The organism is Amycolatopsis sp. NPDC051071 (assembly GCF_040682875.1).
Lineage (GTDB): Bacteria > Actinomycetota > Actinomycetes > Mycobacteriales > Pseudonocardiaceae > Amycolatopsis.
Window position 1 is genome coordinate 46,821 of the sequence record NZ_JBFBBY010000008.1, and the last position, 13,763, is coordinate 60,583.

17 protein-coding genes are annotated in these 13,763 nt (G+C 69.7%); 4 read left to right on the plus strand and 13 right to left on the minus strand.

All coding sequences use genetic code 11. From position 1 onward, the window contains the following. Positions 1–44: 44 nt before the first annotated feature. A complete protein-coding gene (locus tag AB0M65_RS04520; protein WP_364021293.1) occupies positions 45–1,256 on the minus strand; it encodes an FAD-dependent oxidoreductase in 1,212 nt (403 codons plus the stop codon). A gap of 99 nt (positions 1,257–1,355) precedes the next feature. On the opposite strand from AB0M65_RS04520, the gene AB0M65_RS04525 reads away from it, so the two are divergent. Beyond that, the gene (locus AB0M65_RS04525; protein WP_364021296.1) at positions 1,356–2,396 is read left to right on the plus strand and encodes a nucleoside hydrolase; all 1,041 of its coding nucleotides are present in this window, start codon (positions 1,356–1,358) and stop codon (positions 2,394–2,396) included. Positions 2,397–2,403: 7 nt separating this feature from the next. Here the strand turns inward: AB0M65_RS04525 and AB0M65_RS04530 are convergent, their stop codons facing one another. The 11 genes from AB0M65_RS04530 to AB0M65_RS04580 all read right to left on the minus strand — a co-directional run bounded on the left by AB0M65_RS04530 (position 2,404) and on the right by AB0M65_RS04580 (position 10,593). Further along, complete coding sequence (locus tag AB0M65_RS04530; protein ID WP_364021299.1) at positions 2,404–2,976, minus strand: helix-turn-helix domain-containing protein; 573 nt, start codon at positions 2,974–2,976, stop codon at positions 2,404–2,406. 68 nt (positions 2,977–3,044) lie between these two features. Beyond that, positions 3,045–3,917 carry a MoxR family ATPase gene (locus tag AB0M65_RS04535; protein WP_364021301.1) on the minus strand — a complete coding sequence of 291 codons (873 nt, stop codon included), beginning with the start codon at positions 3,915–3,917 and terminating at the stop codon, positions 3,045–3,047. A gap of 32 nt (positions 3,918–3,949) precedes the next feature. Further along, positions 3,950–4,519, minus strand: a complete 570-nt coding sequence (locus AB0M65_RS04540) for a nucleotidyltransferase family protein (protein ID WP_364021304.1) — start codon at positions 4,517–4,519, stop codon at positions 3,950–3,952. A gap of 8 nt (positions 4,520–4,527) precedes the next feature. Continuing rightward, positions 4,528–5,349, minus strand: a complete 822-nt coding sequence (locus AB0M65_RS04545) for an IclR family transcriptional regulator C-terminal domain-containing protein (protein WP_364021307.1) — start codon at positions 5,347–5,349, stop codon at positions 4,528–4,530. 9 nt (positions 5,350–5,358) lie between these two features. Beyond that, the gene (gene pcaC, locus AB0M65_RS04550; protein WP_364021310.1) at positions 5,359–5,763 is read right to left on the minus strand and encodes a 4-carboxymuconolactone decarboxylase; all 405 of its coding nucleotides are present in this window, start codon (positions 5,761–5,763) and stop codon (positions 5,359–5,361) included. Continuing rightward, the gene (gene pcaD / locus AB0M65_RS04555; RefSeq protein WP_364021312.1) at positions 5,760–6,539 is read right to left on the minus strand and encodes a 3-oxoadipate enol-lactonase; all 780 of its coding nucleotides are present in this window, start codon (positions 6,537–6,539) and stop codon (positions 5,760–5,762) included. The genes pcaC and pcaD overlap by 4 nt, the downstream gene beginning before the upstream one ends. After that, positions 6,532–7,080 carry a protocatechuate 3,4-dioxygenase subunit alpha gene (pcaG, locus tag AB0M65_RS04560; protein WP_364021315.1) on the minus strand — a complete coding sequence of 183 codons (549 nt, stop codon included), beginning with the start codon at positions 7,078–7,080 and terminating at the stop codon, positions 6,532–6,534. Before pcaG ends, pcaD begins: the two co-directional genes overlap by 8 nt. Then, positions 7,080–7,814, minus strand: a complete 735-nt coding sequence (gene pcaH / locus AB0M65_RS04565; protein WP_364021318.1) for a protocatechuate 3,4-dioxygenase subunit beta — start codon at positions 7,812–7,814, stop codon at positions 7,080–7,082. The genes pcaG and pcaH overlap by 1 nt, the downstream gene beginning before the upstream one ends. A gap of 42 nt (positions 7,815–7,856) precedes the next feature. Then, complete coding sequence (locus AB0M65_RS04570) at positions 7,857–9,035, minus strand: thiolase family protein (protein WP_364021321.1); 1,179 nt, start codon at positions 9,033–9,035, stop codon at positions 7,857–7,859. Further along, positions 9,032–9,787, minus strand: a complete 756-nt coding sequence (locus AB0M65_RS04575) for a CoA-transferase subunit beta (RefSeq protein ID WP_364021324.1) — start codon at positions 9,785–9,787, stop codon at positions 9,032–9,034. Before AB0M65_RS04575 ends, AB0M65_RS04570 begins: the two co-directional genes overlap by 4 nt. Further along, positions 9,784–10,593 (minus strand): CoA transferase subunit A, encoded by an 810-nt coding sequence (locus AB0M65_RS04580; protein WP_364021327.1) that lies wholly within the window; start codon positions 10,591–10,593, stop codon positions 9,784–9,786. The genes AB0M65_RS04575 and AB0M65_RS04580 overlap by 4 nt, the downstream gene beginning before the upstream one ends. A 297-nt stretch (positions 10,594–10,890) precedes the next feature. Between AB0M65_RS04580 and AB0M65_RS04585 the strand changes: the two genes are divergently transcribed. Next, positions 10,891–11,139, plus strand: a complete 249-nt coding sequence (locus AB0M65_RS04585; protein WP_364021329.1) for an alpha-galactosidase — start codon at positions 10,891–10,893, stop codon at positions 11,137–11,139. Here the strand turns inward: AB0M65_RS04585 and AB0M65_RS04590 are convergent. Next, positions 11,136–11,498: a hypothetical protein gene (locus AB0M65_RS04590; protein ID WP_364021332.1), complete on the minus strand. Its 363-nt coding sequence runs from the start codon at positions 11,496–11,498 to the stop codon at positions 11,136–11,138. The two genes, AB0M65_RS04585 and AB0M65_RS04590, sit on opposite strands and share 4 nt — an antisense overlap. Positions 11,499–11,662: 164 nt before the next feature. Between AB0M65_RS04590 and AB0M65_RS04595 the strand changes: the two genes are divergently transcribed. After that, entirely contained in the window at positions 11,663–12,628 is a 966-nt protein-coding gene (locus AB0M65_RS04595) for a D-glycerate dehydrogenase (protein WP_364021335.1), read from the plus strand. Then, the gene (locus AB0M65_RS04600) at positions 12,625–13,755 is read left to right on the plus strand and encodes a glycerate kinase (RefSeq protein ID WP_364021338.1); all 1,131 of its coding nucleotides are present in this window, start codon (positions 12,625–12,627) and stop codon (positions 13,753–13,755) included. The genes AB0M65_RS04595 and AB0M65_RS04600 overlap by 4 nt, the downstream gene beginning before the upstream one ends. The last annotated feature ends 8 nt before the right edge of the window (positions 13,756–13,763 follow it).

Here is a 13,763-nt window from a genome sequence, read left to right on the forward strand (position 1 = left end):
AGTTGCCTGCGCAAGTACCGCAACCAGAGGACGAATCGCGAAAGTCAGCGGCGGGCGAAGGCCGGGGTCTTCTCACGCAGGGGGCCCATGCCGCCCATGAAGGCGGCGAGGCCGGTGAGCAGCGGAAAGCGGTCCGAGAGCCGGAGCACGAACGGCACGGTCCGCTCGTTCAGCGTCCCGTCGAGAGCGGGCTCGATCAAGATCTTGTGCTCGGCCAGTTGCTGCTTCTGGGCGAGAGTGACCGCCACGGTCCGGCGTCGCTGCACCCGGGCCAGGTCCCGCGCGGTCAGCGTGCCGCGAAGCAGCGGCCCGGCAAGGAGCCGCGCGGCCGCGACGGCGTCCTGCACGGCGATGTTGACGCCCATCCCGCCGGCCGGTGACATCGCGTGCGCGGCGTCGCCGATGCAGAGCACCCGGCCGGAGTACCAGTGCGGCAGCCTGCTCATCCGGACCTTCAGCAGTTTGACGTCGTCCCAGTCGCGGATCGTTTCGAGTTCGGCGTCACCCCAGCCGAACAGGCCGCCGATCCTTTCCCGGAACTTCTCGATGCCCTCGGCCCGTTGCGACTCGTCTTCGCCCTTCCTGATCAGGTACGACGTCTGGTAGTAGTCGCCGCGGTCCATCGTCATGCCCGCGAGCCCGCCCTCGAACCGGCCGAACACCTGCGCTTCCTTGCCGGTGTCTTCGAGTTTCGGCACACGGACCCACCACACGTCCATCGGCACGTCGTACTCCTGCGGTACGAGCCCCGCTTCCGCGCGGATCAAGGAATCCCGGCCGTCGCAGCCGACCACGAGCGGCGCGGCCAGTTCCCGCTCGACGCCGTCGGAATCGCGGTAACGCACCCCGCCACCCGCACGCAGCCCGGTGACTTCGGTGCCCATCCGCAGGGTGAACGTCGGCTCGTCGGCCGCGGCTTCAGCGAGCAGATTCAGGAAGTCCCATTGCGGGACCATCGCGATGTACTTGTGCGGCCCGGGAACGCGGCTGAAATCGGCGGCGACGATCGTCGCGTCACCGATCAGCATCCGCATCTTCTCCAGGCGGCGCGACGGCAGTTCCGCGAACCGCTCGCCGAGCCCGAGTTCGTCGAGCAACATCAACGTCGGCGGATGCACCGTGTCACCGCGGAAGTCACGGAAGAAGTCCTTGTGCTTTTCCAGGACCGTGACTTCGACCCCGGCTCGCGCCAGCAGGAGCCCGAGCACCATCCCCGCCGGACCGCCCCCCACCACACAACACTGTGTCCGTTCCATACTCGAGGTTTAGCGCGTTCCCCGGCCCACCGCACGCGTTCCCGGGAGAAGAGGACCTAGGTCCTGCCGGAAATCCGCGTTTCTCGCTACGGTGACGCCATGTTCCCGTCCCGTGCCGTGCTCGCCGTCCTGCTCTCCTGCGCCCTCGGCGTGGCCGCGACTCCGGCCGCCTCGGCCACTCCGAAGCCGTCACCGGTCCCGGTCGTGTACGACGGCGACTCCGATTTCGCGGACATCGCGACGCTCGCGTACCTGTGCCAGGCACACAAACAGCGGAAGATCGAGTTGCGCGCGGTCACCGTGACCAACAACGGCGCCGGGATCCCCGGTCGCGCGCTGACCCACGTGCGGACGGCGCTCGGGAACTGCGGTCTGTCCGGTATCCCGGTCGCCGACGGCTCCGACACCGGCGTGAACCCGATGCCCGCGGACGGCCGCGCGTGGACCGAAAGCATCCTCACCGGCGCACTCGGTGACGCGAAGGTGCCGAACCGTCCGTCACTGGTCCGGGCGTCGACACTTCTCGCCGCGACGGTGCTCAAATCGCCGAAACCGGTCGTCGTGATCGCGACCGGGCCGCTGTCCAATGTCGCGAAGGCCTTGGACGTTCCCGGTGTGGCACAGCGGATTTCCCGGCTCGCGGTGATGGGTGGCGCCTTCGACGTCCCCGGCAACCTGTTCGGCACTGGCGCGGAGAAGTTCGACGGCACCCAAGAGGTCAACCTGTGGCTGGACCCCGCGTCGGCGGACAAGGTCTTCGCCAGGATCCCGCGCGGCCGCGTCGACATCGTTCCACTCGACGCCACGAACGACGTCCCGATCACACCGTCCTATGTGGAGCGCCTGGGCCGGGAAGGCCGCACGGCGGAGGCGAAACTGGTACACGCCATCGTCACCCAGCCGGATCTCACGCCGTACATCCAGGACGGTACGGCGTTCTGGTGGGACACCCTCGCCTCGTCCGAGGTGTTCGACACGGTGAGCCCGGTGAAACTGCGTCCGGCGAAGGTCGACGTCCGGCAGGACGGCGCCGCGGCGGGCCGCACCTACGTGTCGCCGAAGGGAACACCGCAGAACGTCGGCTACGACGCGGATCCCGTGACCTACGAGAACGGCTTCCTGAAGATGCTGAACGGCTAGGCGTGGTCTATGCGGGCAGGCGCAACCCGGCGACGAGGACCCCGACCATCCGGCGCGCGTCGTACCGGGAGTCGCCGCCGGCACCGATGCACAGGTTCCCGACGCCGCGCATGACCTCGATCGCCCGCAGATCAGAACGAATCTCGCCGGCTTCGGCCGCGGCGTCCAGCAACGTCGTGCACACCGGCAGAAGCCGGTCGAGGAAGTAGGCGTGCAACGGCTCGAAACCGGCGTTGTCCGACCGGAAAACGGCGGCGAGGCCGTGTTTGGTGACCAGGAAATCGACGAAGAGGTCGATCCAGCGCCGCAGTGCTTCGTACGGGGACGCGCTGGACGCCAGCAGCTCCGGCCCGGCGGCGGCACACGCGTCGACCTGGTGGCGGTAAACGGCGATGATGAGGTCCGCCCTGGTCGGGAAGTGCCGGTAGATCGTGCCCATGCCGACGCCCGCCTCGGCCGCGATGTCGCGGACGGGTGCCTCCACCCCTGACGTCACGAAGACCGCGGAGGCCGCGTCGAGCAGGGTCTTCTCGTTGCGGCGGGCGTCCGCGCGTTTGACCTTGGTGCCCTCTTCGCTCATCACGCCACTCCTCCGCTCGCGGTTACCGGATCAGGGTTCCGCTTGGTCATGCTAACCCGGTTGGCCGATCAGGCGAGCAGTTCGTCCAGCTTGGCGCGGACCCGGTCGAGGTCTTCGCTGTACTTGAGCACCGCGCCGAGTGTCCGCGCGGCGGCCACGGCGTCCAGTTCGGACATCTCCAGCGCGAGAAGTGCCTGCGCCCAGTCGAGGGATTCCGCCACCCCCGGCGGCTTCAGCAGGTCCATCGCCCGGAGCCGGTGCACCGCCGCCGCGACCTGAGCCGCGAGCCCTTCACCCAGCTTCGGGATCTTGCGGCGGAGGATCTCGATCTCCCGGCCGAGGTCCGGATGTTCGAGCCAGTGATAGAGACAGCGGCGCTTCAGCGCGTCGTGCACCTCCCGGGTCCGGTTCGAGGTGAGGACCACGAGCGGCGGACGCTCGGCCCGCACCTCACCGAACTCGGGGATGGTCACCGCGTTCTCGTCGAGCAGTTGCAGCAGGAACGCCTCGAACTCGTCGTCGGCCCGGTCGATCTCGTCGACCAGCAGGACACACGGCGAGGTCTGCAACGCCTTCAGCAACGGCCGGGAAAGGAGGAAGCGTTCGGTGTAGAGGGACTGTTCGGCGGTCTCGACGTCGAGATGGCCGTCGCCCGCCGCTTCGAGCGCACGCAGATGCAGCAGCTGGCGCGGGAAGTCCCATTCGTACAGCGCCTGCGCCGCGTCGATCCCCTCGTGACACTGGAGCCGGATGAGCGGCCTGCCAAGCGCTTCGGCCAGTCCCAGCGCGAGCGAGGTCTTGCCGGTGCCCGGTTCGCCCTCGCAGAACAGCGGGCGGCCGAGCTTGAGCGCGAGGAATCCGGCCGTGGCGATGCCGTCGTCGGCGAGGTAGCCGACCGATTCGAGGGCTTCGGCCAGTTTCTTCGGCGATTCGACGGTCACGCCCCGATCGTAAGCCTCGCGGAGCCGGGGAGTCAGTGTGGAAGATCCTCGCGGCGGTCCACGTCGCGCCCGGTGCCGAGATCGCCGCATTCGACGATCCGCAGGTCCGGGCGGCCCTTGAGCCAGTCCCGCGCGCCCTTGTCGCCCGACGCGCCCGACGCGATCTCCGGCCACCAACGGCGGCCGAGCACGACGGGATGTCCGGGGACACCGTCGTAGGCCGCCCGCGCCACCGTGCCCGTGTCGGCTCCGGCCGCGACTCGTCGTACCACTTCGGGCCCGACGCCGGGCAAGTCGACGAGGTGGACGACGGCCACTTCCGCACTCGTCGTTTCCAGCGCGTTCAGTCCGGCGCGCAGCGACGCGCCCATGCCGGATTCCCAGTCTTCGGCCACGACAACGGCGTCGGAGTCCGGCAGAAGTACGCGGACTTCGGCGGCCGAGGCACCCAGCACCACTCGGACCGGGGCGCAACCGGCGTCGGCGAGCACCCGCAGCGCGCGGACGACAAACGGCTCTCCGTCGAGCACGGCCAGCGCTTTCGGGCCGCCGAACCGGCGCCCCGCCCCGGCCGCGAGCAGCAGTCCGGCGACGTCAGCCATGCCCTGCCCTATCCATGTCCCGCCCGACCCATGCTCTGTCTGCTCGGCGGGGCCGAGGCCAGATCGGTCTCGATGGCCCGTGCGGCCGCGAGCAACGAGGGCAGCAATTCGCTTTCGACCGACTCCGGCGTCGTGCGGCTGGCGTGGGTGGACAAATTGACCGCGGCCACCACCCGGCCCCGGCGGTCCCTGATCGGGGCGGCAATCGACCGAAGGCCCTCTTCCAGTTCTTGATCGACCACCGCGTAACCCTGCCGGTAGACCCGCTGCAGCTCGTCGAGCAGATCCTGCTGCCTGGTCAGCGTATGCGCGGTCAGTTTCTCCAGCTTGGCCGCGTGAAGGTAGCCACGCAGGTCAGGGTCTTCCAGACCGGCCAGCAGGACGTGGCCCATCGACGTCGCGTGGGCCGGGAACCGGGTGCCGACGTTGATGGTGACGGCCATGATCCGCGAAACGGCCACACGCGCGACGTAGACGATGTCCAGGCCTTCGAGGACCGACACCGAACTCGACTCGTGCACCGCGGCGGACAGCCGTTCCAGATGCGGTTGCGCGACCTCGGACAGCGACAGGCTCGAGAGGTACGAGTAGCCGAGTTCGAGGACCCGTGCGGTGAGCGAGAAGTACTTGCCGTCCGTGCGCACATATCCCAGGTCGACGAGGGTCAGCAGGAACCGGCGGGCGGCCGCCCTGGTCAGCCCGGTGGCACGGGCGACGTCGCTGAGCGTGAGTTCCGCCGCGTCCGCGTTGAACGCCTTGATCACCGCCAGTCCGCGTTCCAGCGACTGGACATGGTGCGCTCCGCGCTCGGTCACCTCGCCTTCGTCCATACGAGAACCCTAACCGCCGCTCTCTTCCCGGGCGGCAGGCTCACCGAGTTCGGCCAGCACCCGCTGGGCGACGGCGAACGCCGCGTTGGCGGCCGGGGCGCCCGCGTAGATCGCGGTATGCAGCAGGACCTCCGAGATCTCCTGTGCGGTAAGTCCATTGTGGACCGCGGCCCGGACGTGCATGGCGAGTTCGTCGTGGGCGTGCAGCGCGGTGAGCGCGGCCAGGGTCACGCAACTGCGGGTCTTGCGGTCCAGTCCGTCACGCGACCAGACCGAGCCCCACGCCCCCCGGGTGATGTAGTCCTGGAACGGGCGGCTGAACTCGGTGGTCTTGGCGACCGCGCGATCGACGTGGGCGTCCCCGAGGACTTCGCGGCGCACCCGCATGCCTGTCTCGTAGGTGTCATCGGTCATCGAACCGCCTCCAGATGCTCGAGGATCAGCGAAGTGAACCGCTCGGGTTGTTCGAAGTTGCCCAGGTGCGCGGCCCCTTCGACGACCGCGAGCCGGGCGTCCGGGATGCCGCCCGCGATCACCTCGGCGTGTACGACCGGGGTGGCCGGGTCTTCGGCCCCGGCGATGACCAAGGTCCGCGCCTCGATCTTCGGGAGATCGTCGACGAGATCCATCTGTTCGATGACCGCGCAGGACGCCGCGTACCCCTCGGCCGGGACTGCGGCGATCATCTCGCGCAGGTACGCGACCTGGTCCGGGTGGGCTTCGGCGTAGCCCAGGGTCACCCAGCGGGAAACCCCGCCCTCGGCGACCGACCCGGTTCCGTTCTCGCGGACCGTTTTCGCCCGGTCCGCCCACATCTTCGGTGGCCCGAGCTTCGCCGACGTGCAGCACAGGACCAGGCTCTCGACCCGGTCTGCGGCGTGGATACCGAGCCACATCCCGGTCATCCCGCCGAGTGAAAGACCCACGACGTGGGCGCGTTCGACGCCGTGCGTGTCGAGCAGGGCGACCAGGTCACCACCGAGGTCATCCAGCGCATACGGGCCGGGCGGCACCGGCGACGCGCCGTGTCCGCGCGTGTCGTACCGGATCACCCGGAAACCCTTGTCCGCCAAGGGTTTCACCTGCCGTTCCCACATGCGCTGGTCGCTGCCGAGCGATCCGCTGAGCACCACGACCGGACCGTCCGCGGGCCCTTCCGCGATGCTGTGCACCTTCACCGGATCAGACATCGAAGAAGACCGTCTCTCCCTGCCCCTGCAACCGGATGTCGAACCGGTAGCCGTCACCGGTCTTCACCGCGATCAGCGTGTCCCGGCGGGCTTCCGGCACCGAAGCGAGCACCGGGTCGCCGGAATTGTCGTTGTCGTCGAAGTAGATCCGTGTGACCACGCGGTGCAGGAGACCGCGTGCGAGCACGGAGACGTCGATATGCGGTGCTTGGGTGGTGCCCGCCGGTCCGGGCAGCGCGCCGGGCTTGATCGTCCGGATCTCGTAGTTCCCGCCCGGGTCCGTGGGGCAGCGCCCGAAGCCCCGGAACCCGCTCGCGACCGCTCCGCGCGGGTCGTCGGGATGGTCGAAGCGGCCGTCGGCGTCGGCCTGCCAGGTCTCGATCATCGCGTCCGGGACCGGCACGCCCGCGCCGTCGAGGACGCGGCCGTGGATACGGATCGCCGTCGGTTCGTCGGCCGGGACGACGTCCGGCCCGTCCGGCCAGGGCAGGCCGATGGACAGGTACGGTCCGACGGTCTGGGAAGGGGTCGTCTCCGGCATCAGTGCTCGTCCTCCTCGTCTTCGAAGACCGAAGCCTCGCGGCCGCGCACGACGATGTCGAACTGGAAGGCCAACGCCCACTCCGGTTCGGTGCGGTCGAGGTCGAACCGCGCGATCATCCGCTGCCGCGCCTTCTCGTCCGGGATGGAGTTGAAGATCGGGTCCTGGGAGAACAACGGGTCTTCCGGGAAGTACATCTGGGTCACCAGGCGCTGGGTGAACGCGCTGCCGAAGAGCGAGAAGTGGATGTGTGCCGGACGCCAGGCGTTGTCGTGGTTCTTCCACGGGTACGCGCCCGGCTTGATGGTGGTGAAGGTGTAGCGGCCTTCGCCGTCGGTCAGTGTCCGGCCCGCGCCGTCGAAGTTGGGGTCGAGCGGCGACGGCCAGCGGTCCCCGGTGTGCTGGTACCGGCCGCCCGCGTTCGCCTGCCAGATCTCGACGAGCGAATCCCGGATCGGCCGCCCGTCGCCGTCGAGCAGCCGCCCGGTGACGATGATCCGCTGTCCCTGCGGCTCGCCCGCGTGCCCTTTCGTGAGGTCGTTGTCGAACTCGCCGATCCGCCCCTGCCCCAGCGCCGGACCGGTGACCTCGGTCAGCAGCTGCGGAAGCACGATCAGCGGCTCCTGGGGGTGGCGCAGCGCCGTCGACCGGTAACCGGCGTAATCGAGCGGCGGATGCGTCCCCTCCGGATCGCGCCGGTAGCGCGGGAGCCTCAGTTCTGCGGGTGCCGACATACTGTCTCCTCCAGGCGCGAGTCAGTGGTTCACGCGAGTAACTCAGTGGGCTTCGAGGACGACGGCCAGCCCTTGGCCGACGCCGATACAGATGGTGGCCAGCCCCCACCGGCCGCCGCTGCGGCGCAGGTGGTGGGCGAGTGTGCCGAGGATCCGGCCGCCGGACGCGCCGAGCGGATGCCCGATCGCGATGGCGCCGCCGTTGACGTTGACGACCTCCGGGTCGAGCTTCGACCAGTCACGCAGGCAGGCCAGCGACTGCGCGGCGAACGCCTCGTTCAGTTCCACCGCCGCCAGGTCGCCCCAGCCGATCCCGGCCCGCTCCAAGGCGATCTCGGCCGCGCGGACCGGGCCGATGCCGAAGACGTCGGGATCGACGCCTGCCGCACCACGGCCTGCGATCCGCGCCAGCGGCGCCTTGCCGAGCCGCTTCCCGGCGGCCTCGTCACCGAGGAGCAACGCGGACGCGCCGTCGTTCAGCGGTGACGCGTTCGCCGCCGTGACCGTCCCTTGTGGACGGAAGACGGGTTTGAGCTTCGCGAGCTTTTCCTGGCTGGAGTCCGGCCGGATGCCCTCGTCCCTCGCGAGGTCCACGCCCTCGACCGGGACGACGTGGTCGTCGTAGAACCCCTCGTCCCAGGCGCGGGCGGCGTTGACGTGACTGCGGACGGCGAACGCGTCCTGCTCGTCCCGGCCGATGCCGTAGCGCTCGGCGAGCATTTCGGTGGACTCGCCGAGGGAGACCGTCCACTGCTCGGGCATCTTCGGGTTGACCATGCGCCAGCCGAGGGCGGTGGAGTGCAGTGTCTGGTTGCCGGCCGGGAAGGCCTTCTCGGGCTTCTGCATGACCAGCGGCGAACGGCTCATCGACTCGACCCCGCCCGCCACCACGAGCGACGCGTCGCCGACCTGTACCGACCGGCTCGCCTGCATGACGGCGTCGAGACCGGAACCGCACAGCCGGTTCACCGTGGCGCCGGGAACGGTGGTCGGCCAGCCCGCCAGCAGCGCGGCCATCCGCGCGACGTTGCGGTTGTCCTCACCCGCGCCGTTGGCGTCCCCGAGCACGACCTCGTCGACGGTGGCCGGGTCGAGGTCGGTGCGCTCGGCCAGCGCCCGCAGCACGGTGGCGGCGAGGTCGTCCGGGCGGACCCCGGACAGGGCGCCGCCGTACTTGCCGAACGGGGTACGGATGGCGTCGAACAGGAAGACGTCGGTCATGCGCTCGCCCTTTTGAGGTCTCGGAGGATGCGGAGTTCTGCCTCGGTCGGCGCCGGGGTGGTTCCCAGGTCGCCCGCCACCTTCAGTTTCCACCCGGTAGCCGCGACGACCTGATCGACCTCGATACCGGGGTGCAGTTCGGTGAGCGTGAGCTCGGAGGTCTCCGGGTCGGGGCGCAGCAGGCCGAGGTCGGTGACCACCAGCGTCGGCCCGGCGCCGGGGAGGCCGAGCCGCTCCCGGTCGCCCTTGCCGGTGCCATGGCCGAAGGACGTCACGAAGTCGACCTTCTCGACGAACGCGCGGGTGCTCTGCCGCAGCACCACGAACACCTCGCGGCAGGACGCGGCGATCTCCGGCGCGCCGCCCGCGCCGGGCAGGCGGACCTTCGGGTTCGCGTAGTCCGGGCCGATGACGGTGGTGTTGATGTTGCCGAACTTGTCCAGCTGGGCGGCGCCCAGGAATCCGACGTCGATCCGGCCGGGCTGAAGCCAGTAGTTGAAGACCTCGGGGACGCTGACCACGGCGTCGGCGGTGTCGGCCAGTTCGCCGTCGCCGATGGACAGTGGCAACCGGGTCGGTTTGGCGCCGAGACAGCCGGATTCGTAGATCAGCGTCAGGTTCGGCGCGTGGCCGCGGCGGGCCAGGTTCGCGGCCGTACTGGGCAGTCCGATGCCCACGAAACAGGACATCCCGTCGCCGAGCGCACGGGCGGCGGCGACGCTCATCATCTCGTCGGCGGTGTACTCGGTCACGCCTTCACTCCCGTCAGCTCGTCGAGCCAGCGGGTGAAGCTCTCCCTGTCCCGGCCGATCTCGTCCCATGCCTGGTAGGCGTCGTTGTCCCGTTCGTAGTACCCGGCCGCGTAGGACGGGCTCGCGCCGCCGGGCACCTCGGCGACGGCGGTGACCGCCCACGACGGCAGCACTATCGCGCCGGGCCGCGGCTCGAGTTCGTCCACGACCTCCTCGACGGTGACCAGCGACCGTTTCGCCGCCAGCACCGCCTCCTTCTGGACGCCGGTGATACCCCAGATCTGGACGTTGCCCGCGCGGTCTGCGCGCTGGGCATGCACGATCGTCACGTCCGGGTTCAGCGCCGGGACGGCGGCGAGCTGTTCACCGGTGAACGGGCAGGTGATGGGTTTTATCGTGTCGGTCCGCGCGGGCAGGTCGGTGCCCGTGTACCCGCGAAGCACCGCGAACGGCAGCCCCGAAGCGCCGGCGACGTACCGGTTCGCCATACCCGCGTGACTGTGTTCCTCTATCTCCAGCGGGACCGGCCAATCGCGCTGGACGGCGTCGCGAAACCGGTGCAACGAACCGACGCCGGGATTGCCGCCCCACGAGAAGATCAGCTTGCTCGCGCAGCCCGCGCCGATGAGCTGGTCGTAGACGATGTCCGGGGTCATGCGGACCAGCGTCAGGCCGGTACGGCGCTGACGGATGATCTCGTGACCGGCGGCCACCGGGATGAGGTGCGTGAAGCCCTCGAGCGCGACGGTGTCCCCGTCGTGCACCAGCCGCGCCACGGCCTCCTTCAACGACAGCAGCTCCGCCATCCCCACTCCCGGATTGTTCGTATCGCGCACACTTGTTCTTCATCTGAACATATCACGGTTCGGCCGGGTGTGGGGGCGGAAGTGGAAGGAAGGTGGCTATGGGTGGTGGGTCAGGTCTCGGGCCTTCCCCAGCTCGGTCCGCGCGACCAGAGCCCGCACTTCGCCTTCCCCGCGGGCCGACGTCATCCCACTCCACCGTGATGTCGGCGGGCGAAGACCCCGGGTTATAGACCGCCACGGCCCCGAACGCTTCCGCACGGGCTCGGCCCGCTCATCGACGAGGTCCACTGGCTCGGCATGCGGTTCGGAATCTGGGTCGAGCCGGAGATGGTGAACCCGGACAGTGCTCTCTACCCTGCGCATCCGGATTGGTTGCTACAGATGGGCGACCGCGAACGGACGACGTTGCGCAACCAGCTCGTGCTCAACATCGCGCGGCCAGAAGTCGCGGACTGGGCGCACAAATGGCTAGACAGCCTCGTGGGCGCGCACGAGATCGGCTTCCTCAAAGGGGACATGAACCGTGCGTTCACCGAGGCGGGTTAGCCGGAGCGTGGTGAGGACGCGTCCGGGCTGTGGATTGACCACGTCCGCGCGGTGTACGCGGTGATGGACCAGCTGCGGGCGGACCATCCCGGCTTCGGCGAGTAGCTTCCACTGTGGACGTTCGAAGAGTGCGCGAGGGCCGCCGCGCTTGTGGCGCTGCACAAGGAGATCCGCACGGTCGTCCAGCACGGCGCGCGGTATCGGCTCGGCGAACCGGGCGGCTCCCCGCTGACCGCGGCCCGTACCTGCTCGAAGACCGCGTGGTGCTGATCCGGCAACGGCCGTCGGAGTACGGCCGTCCGCTCGCCGGGCTGGACCCGGACGCGCGGTACCGCGACGACACCGGCGAGATCCACCACGGCGCCGTCCTGCTCTTACACGAGTTCGATCCGGGGCTGTACGGAAAGGACTACGCGAGCGCGCTGATCCGCCTCACCGGCTCCCCCGCGCAGGGGAAGCGCATCCCTCATAGCGGGGATTCGCGGCGTTTGGGATGCCAATCGCCGCACACTAGGCTGACGGTGTGCCCTCGACGATCGCGGTGACCCGGTGGATTCCCGACGAAGCGCTGAAGGTGCTCGCCGAGGTCGGTGAGGTGAAACTGTCCCGCGCCGACCGGCCGCTCACGCCGGACGAGCTGCGCGAGTTCGTCCAAGGTGCGTCCGCGATCGTCGGCATGCTGCACGACCGGATCGACGGCGAAGTCGCCGACGCGGCGGGCCCTGGCCTGAAGGTCGTCGCGAACGTGGCCGTCGGATACGACAACCTCGACGTCCCGGCGCTGGCCGGCCGCGGGATCACCGTCACCAACACCCCCGGCGTACTCACCGACGCCACCGCGGATCTGGCGTTCGGGCTACTCCTCGCGGTCACGCGACGGCTCGGCGAGGGCGAACGGCTGATCCGCTCGCGTACGCCGTGGTCGTTCCACCTCGGTTTCCTGCTCGGCTCCGGCCTCCAGGACAAGACGCTCGGCGTCGTCGGGCTCGGCCAGATCGGGCAGGCTGTCGCACGCCGGGCGCTGGGGTTCGGCATGCGGGTCGTCTACTCAGGACGATCGCGCGCCGGTAAAGAGGTCGAGAAGGCCTTGGGCGCCGAGTACGTGACCCTCGACGAACTGCTGGAGCGCTCCGACGTCGTTTCGCTGCACTGCCCGCTGACGCGGGAGACGCGGTACCTCATCGACGCGGACGCGCTGAAGACGATGAAACCGGGCGCCTACTTGGTCAACACCACGCGCGGGCCGGTCGTCCACGAGGCCGCGCTGGCGGACGCGCTCGAAGCCGGGGAGATCGCCGGAGCCGGTCTCGACGTATTCGAAGCCGAGCCCGAGGTCGAACCGCGGCTCCTGTCTCTCGAAAACGTCGTCTTGACGCCGCACCTCGGATCGGCGACGGTCGAGACCCGTACCGCCATGGCCGTGCTCGCGGCCGAAAACGTCGCGTCGGTACTCACCGGCGGGAACCCGCTGACGGAGGTTCGTCCATGACTCGCGTGGTCATCGCGCCCGACAAGTTCAAGGGAAGCTTGACCGCGGTCGAGGCCGCGGAAGCGATCGCCCACGGCGTCCGCGACGCGTTGCCCGAGGCCGAGGTCTCGTCCTGCCCGGTGGCCGACGGCGGCGAAGGAACGCTCGACGTCCTCGTCGCGGCGGGCGGCCGACTCGTGGAACTTCCGGTCCGGGGTCCCCTCGAAGACACCGTCGAGGCGCGCTACGTGATGCTCGACGGAACGGCCTACATCGAATCGGCCCGCGCCTGCGGGATCGAGTTTGTCGAACCGAGTCCGGAAGTGGCAGTGGCCGCGCACACGTGGGGTGTCGGCGAACTCCTCGCGCACGCACTCGACAACGGTGCGCGTCGGCTGGTGCTGACCGTCGGCGGCACCGCGAGCACCGACGGCGGCGCCGGAATGCTGGCCGCGCTGGGTGCCGGGGTGTTCGACGCGTTCGGCGCGCCCGTCGGACTGGGCGGTGGCCCGCTGGGCCGGGTCGCTTCGGCCGAACTCGGCCCGGTGCGCTACCGGCTTGGCTCCGTGGAGGTCGCCGTCGCCACCGACGTGACGAACCCGCTGCTCGGCCCACGTGGCGCGGCCGCGATCTTCGGTCCGCAGAAGGGCGCGGGACCGCGTGAGGTCGGACAACTGGACGAATCGCTGACCCGCTGGGCACAAGCGCTGCTGAACGCCGGGACCCCGGACGTCTCCGGTATCCCTGGGGCAGGCGCGGGCGGCGGGGTGGCCGCCGGTGCGATCGCGGGACTCGGCGCGCGTGTCGAATCCGGGTTCCAGCTCATCGCCGGGCTCACCGGCGTCGCCGACGCGATCGAACGGGCAGATCTGGTCATCACAGGCGAGGGCTCGCTGGACGAGCAGAGCCTCGACGGCAAGGCCCCGGCGGGCATCGCGGCCCGCGCACAGGAGCACGCCGTGCCGCTGATGGTGCTCGCCGGACGGATTCAGCTGGACGAGAGCCAGCTCGCCGGTCTCGGTGTCGTGGGCAGCGCTGCCCTCATCGACCACGCGCCTTCGCTCGACCACGCGCGTGCGCACGCGGCGGAACTACTGCGCGAGCGGGCCGGCGAGCTGGTCCGCACCTGGGTCAGGTCAGGTTCCTGATCCCTGCG

What these genes read in the sequence shown, in the direction of transcription:
- AB0M65_RS04600 (WP_364021338.1), top strand. Translation starts at nt 12,625, where the DNA reads ATGACTCGCGTGGTCATCGCGCCCGACAAGTTCAAGGGAAGCTTGACC.
- pcaC (WP_364021310.1), bottom strand. Translation starts at nt 5,763, where the DNA reads ATGACCGATGACACCTACGAGACAGGCATGCGGGTGCGCCGCGAAGTC.
- pcaD (WP_364021312.1), bottom strand. Translation starts at nt 6,539, where the DNA reads ATGTCTGATCCGGTGAAGGTGCACAGCATCGCGGAAGGGCCCGCGGAC.
- AB0M65_RS04580 (WP_364021327.1), bottom strand. Translation starts at nt 10,593, where the DNA reads ATGGCGGAGCTGCTGTCGTTGAAGGAGGCCGTGGCGCGGCTGGTGCAC.
- AB0M65_RS04520 (WP_364021293.1), bottom strand. Translation starts at nt 1,256, where the DNA reads ATGGAACGGACACAGTGTTGTGTGGTGGGGGGCGGTCCGGCGGGGATG.
- AB0M65_RS04570 (WP_364021321.1), bottom strand. Translation starts at nt 9,035, where the DNA reads ATGACCGACGTCTTCCTGTTCGACGCCATCCGTACCCCGTTCGGCAAG.
- AB0M65_RS04585 (WP_364021329.1), top strand. Translation starts at nt 10,891, where the DNA reads ATGCGGTTCGGAATCTGGGTCGAGCCGGAGATGGTGAACCCGGACAGT.
- pcaG (WP_364021315.1), bottom strand. Translation starts at nt 7,080, where the DNA reads ATGCCGGAGACGACCCCTTCCCAGACCGTCGGACCGTACCTGTCCATC.
- AB0M65_RS04545 (WP_364021307.1), bottom strand. Translation starts at nt 5,349, where the DNA reads ATGGACGAAGGCGAGGTGACCGAGCGCGGAGCGCACCATGTCCAGTCG.
- AB0M65_RS04525 (WP_364021296.1), top strand. Translation starts at nt 1,356, where the DNA reads ATGTTCCCGTCCCGTGCCGTGCTCGCCGTCCTGCTCTCCTGCGCCCTC.
- AB0M65_RS04530 (WP_364021299.1), bottom strand. Translation starts at nt 2,976, where the DNA reads ATGAGCGAAGAGGGCACCAAGGTCAAACGCGCGGACGCCCGCCGCAAC.
- AB0M65_RS04540 (WP_364021304.1), bottom strand. Translation starts at nt 4,519, where the DNA reads ATGGCTGACGTCGCCGGACTGCTGCTCGCGGCCGGGGCGGGGCGCCGG.
- pcaH (WP_364021318.1), bottom strand. Translation starts at nt 7,814, where the DNA reads ATGTCGGCACCCGCAGAACTGAGGCTCCCGCGCTACCGGCGCGATCCG.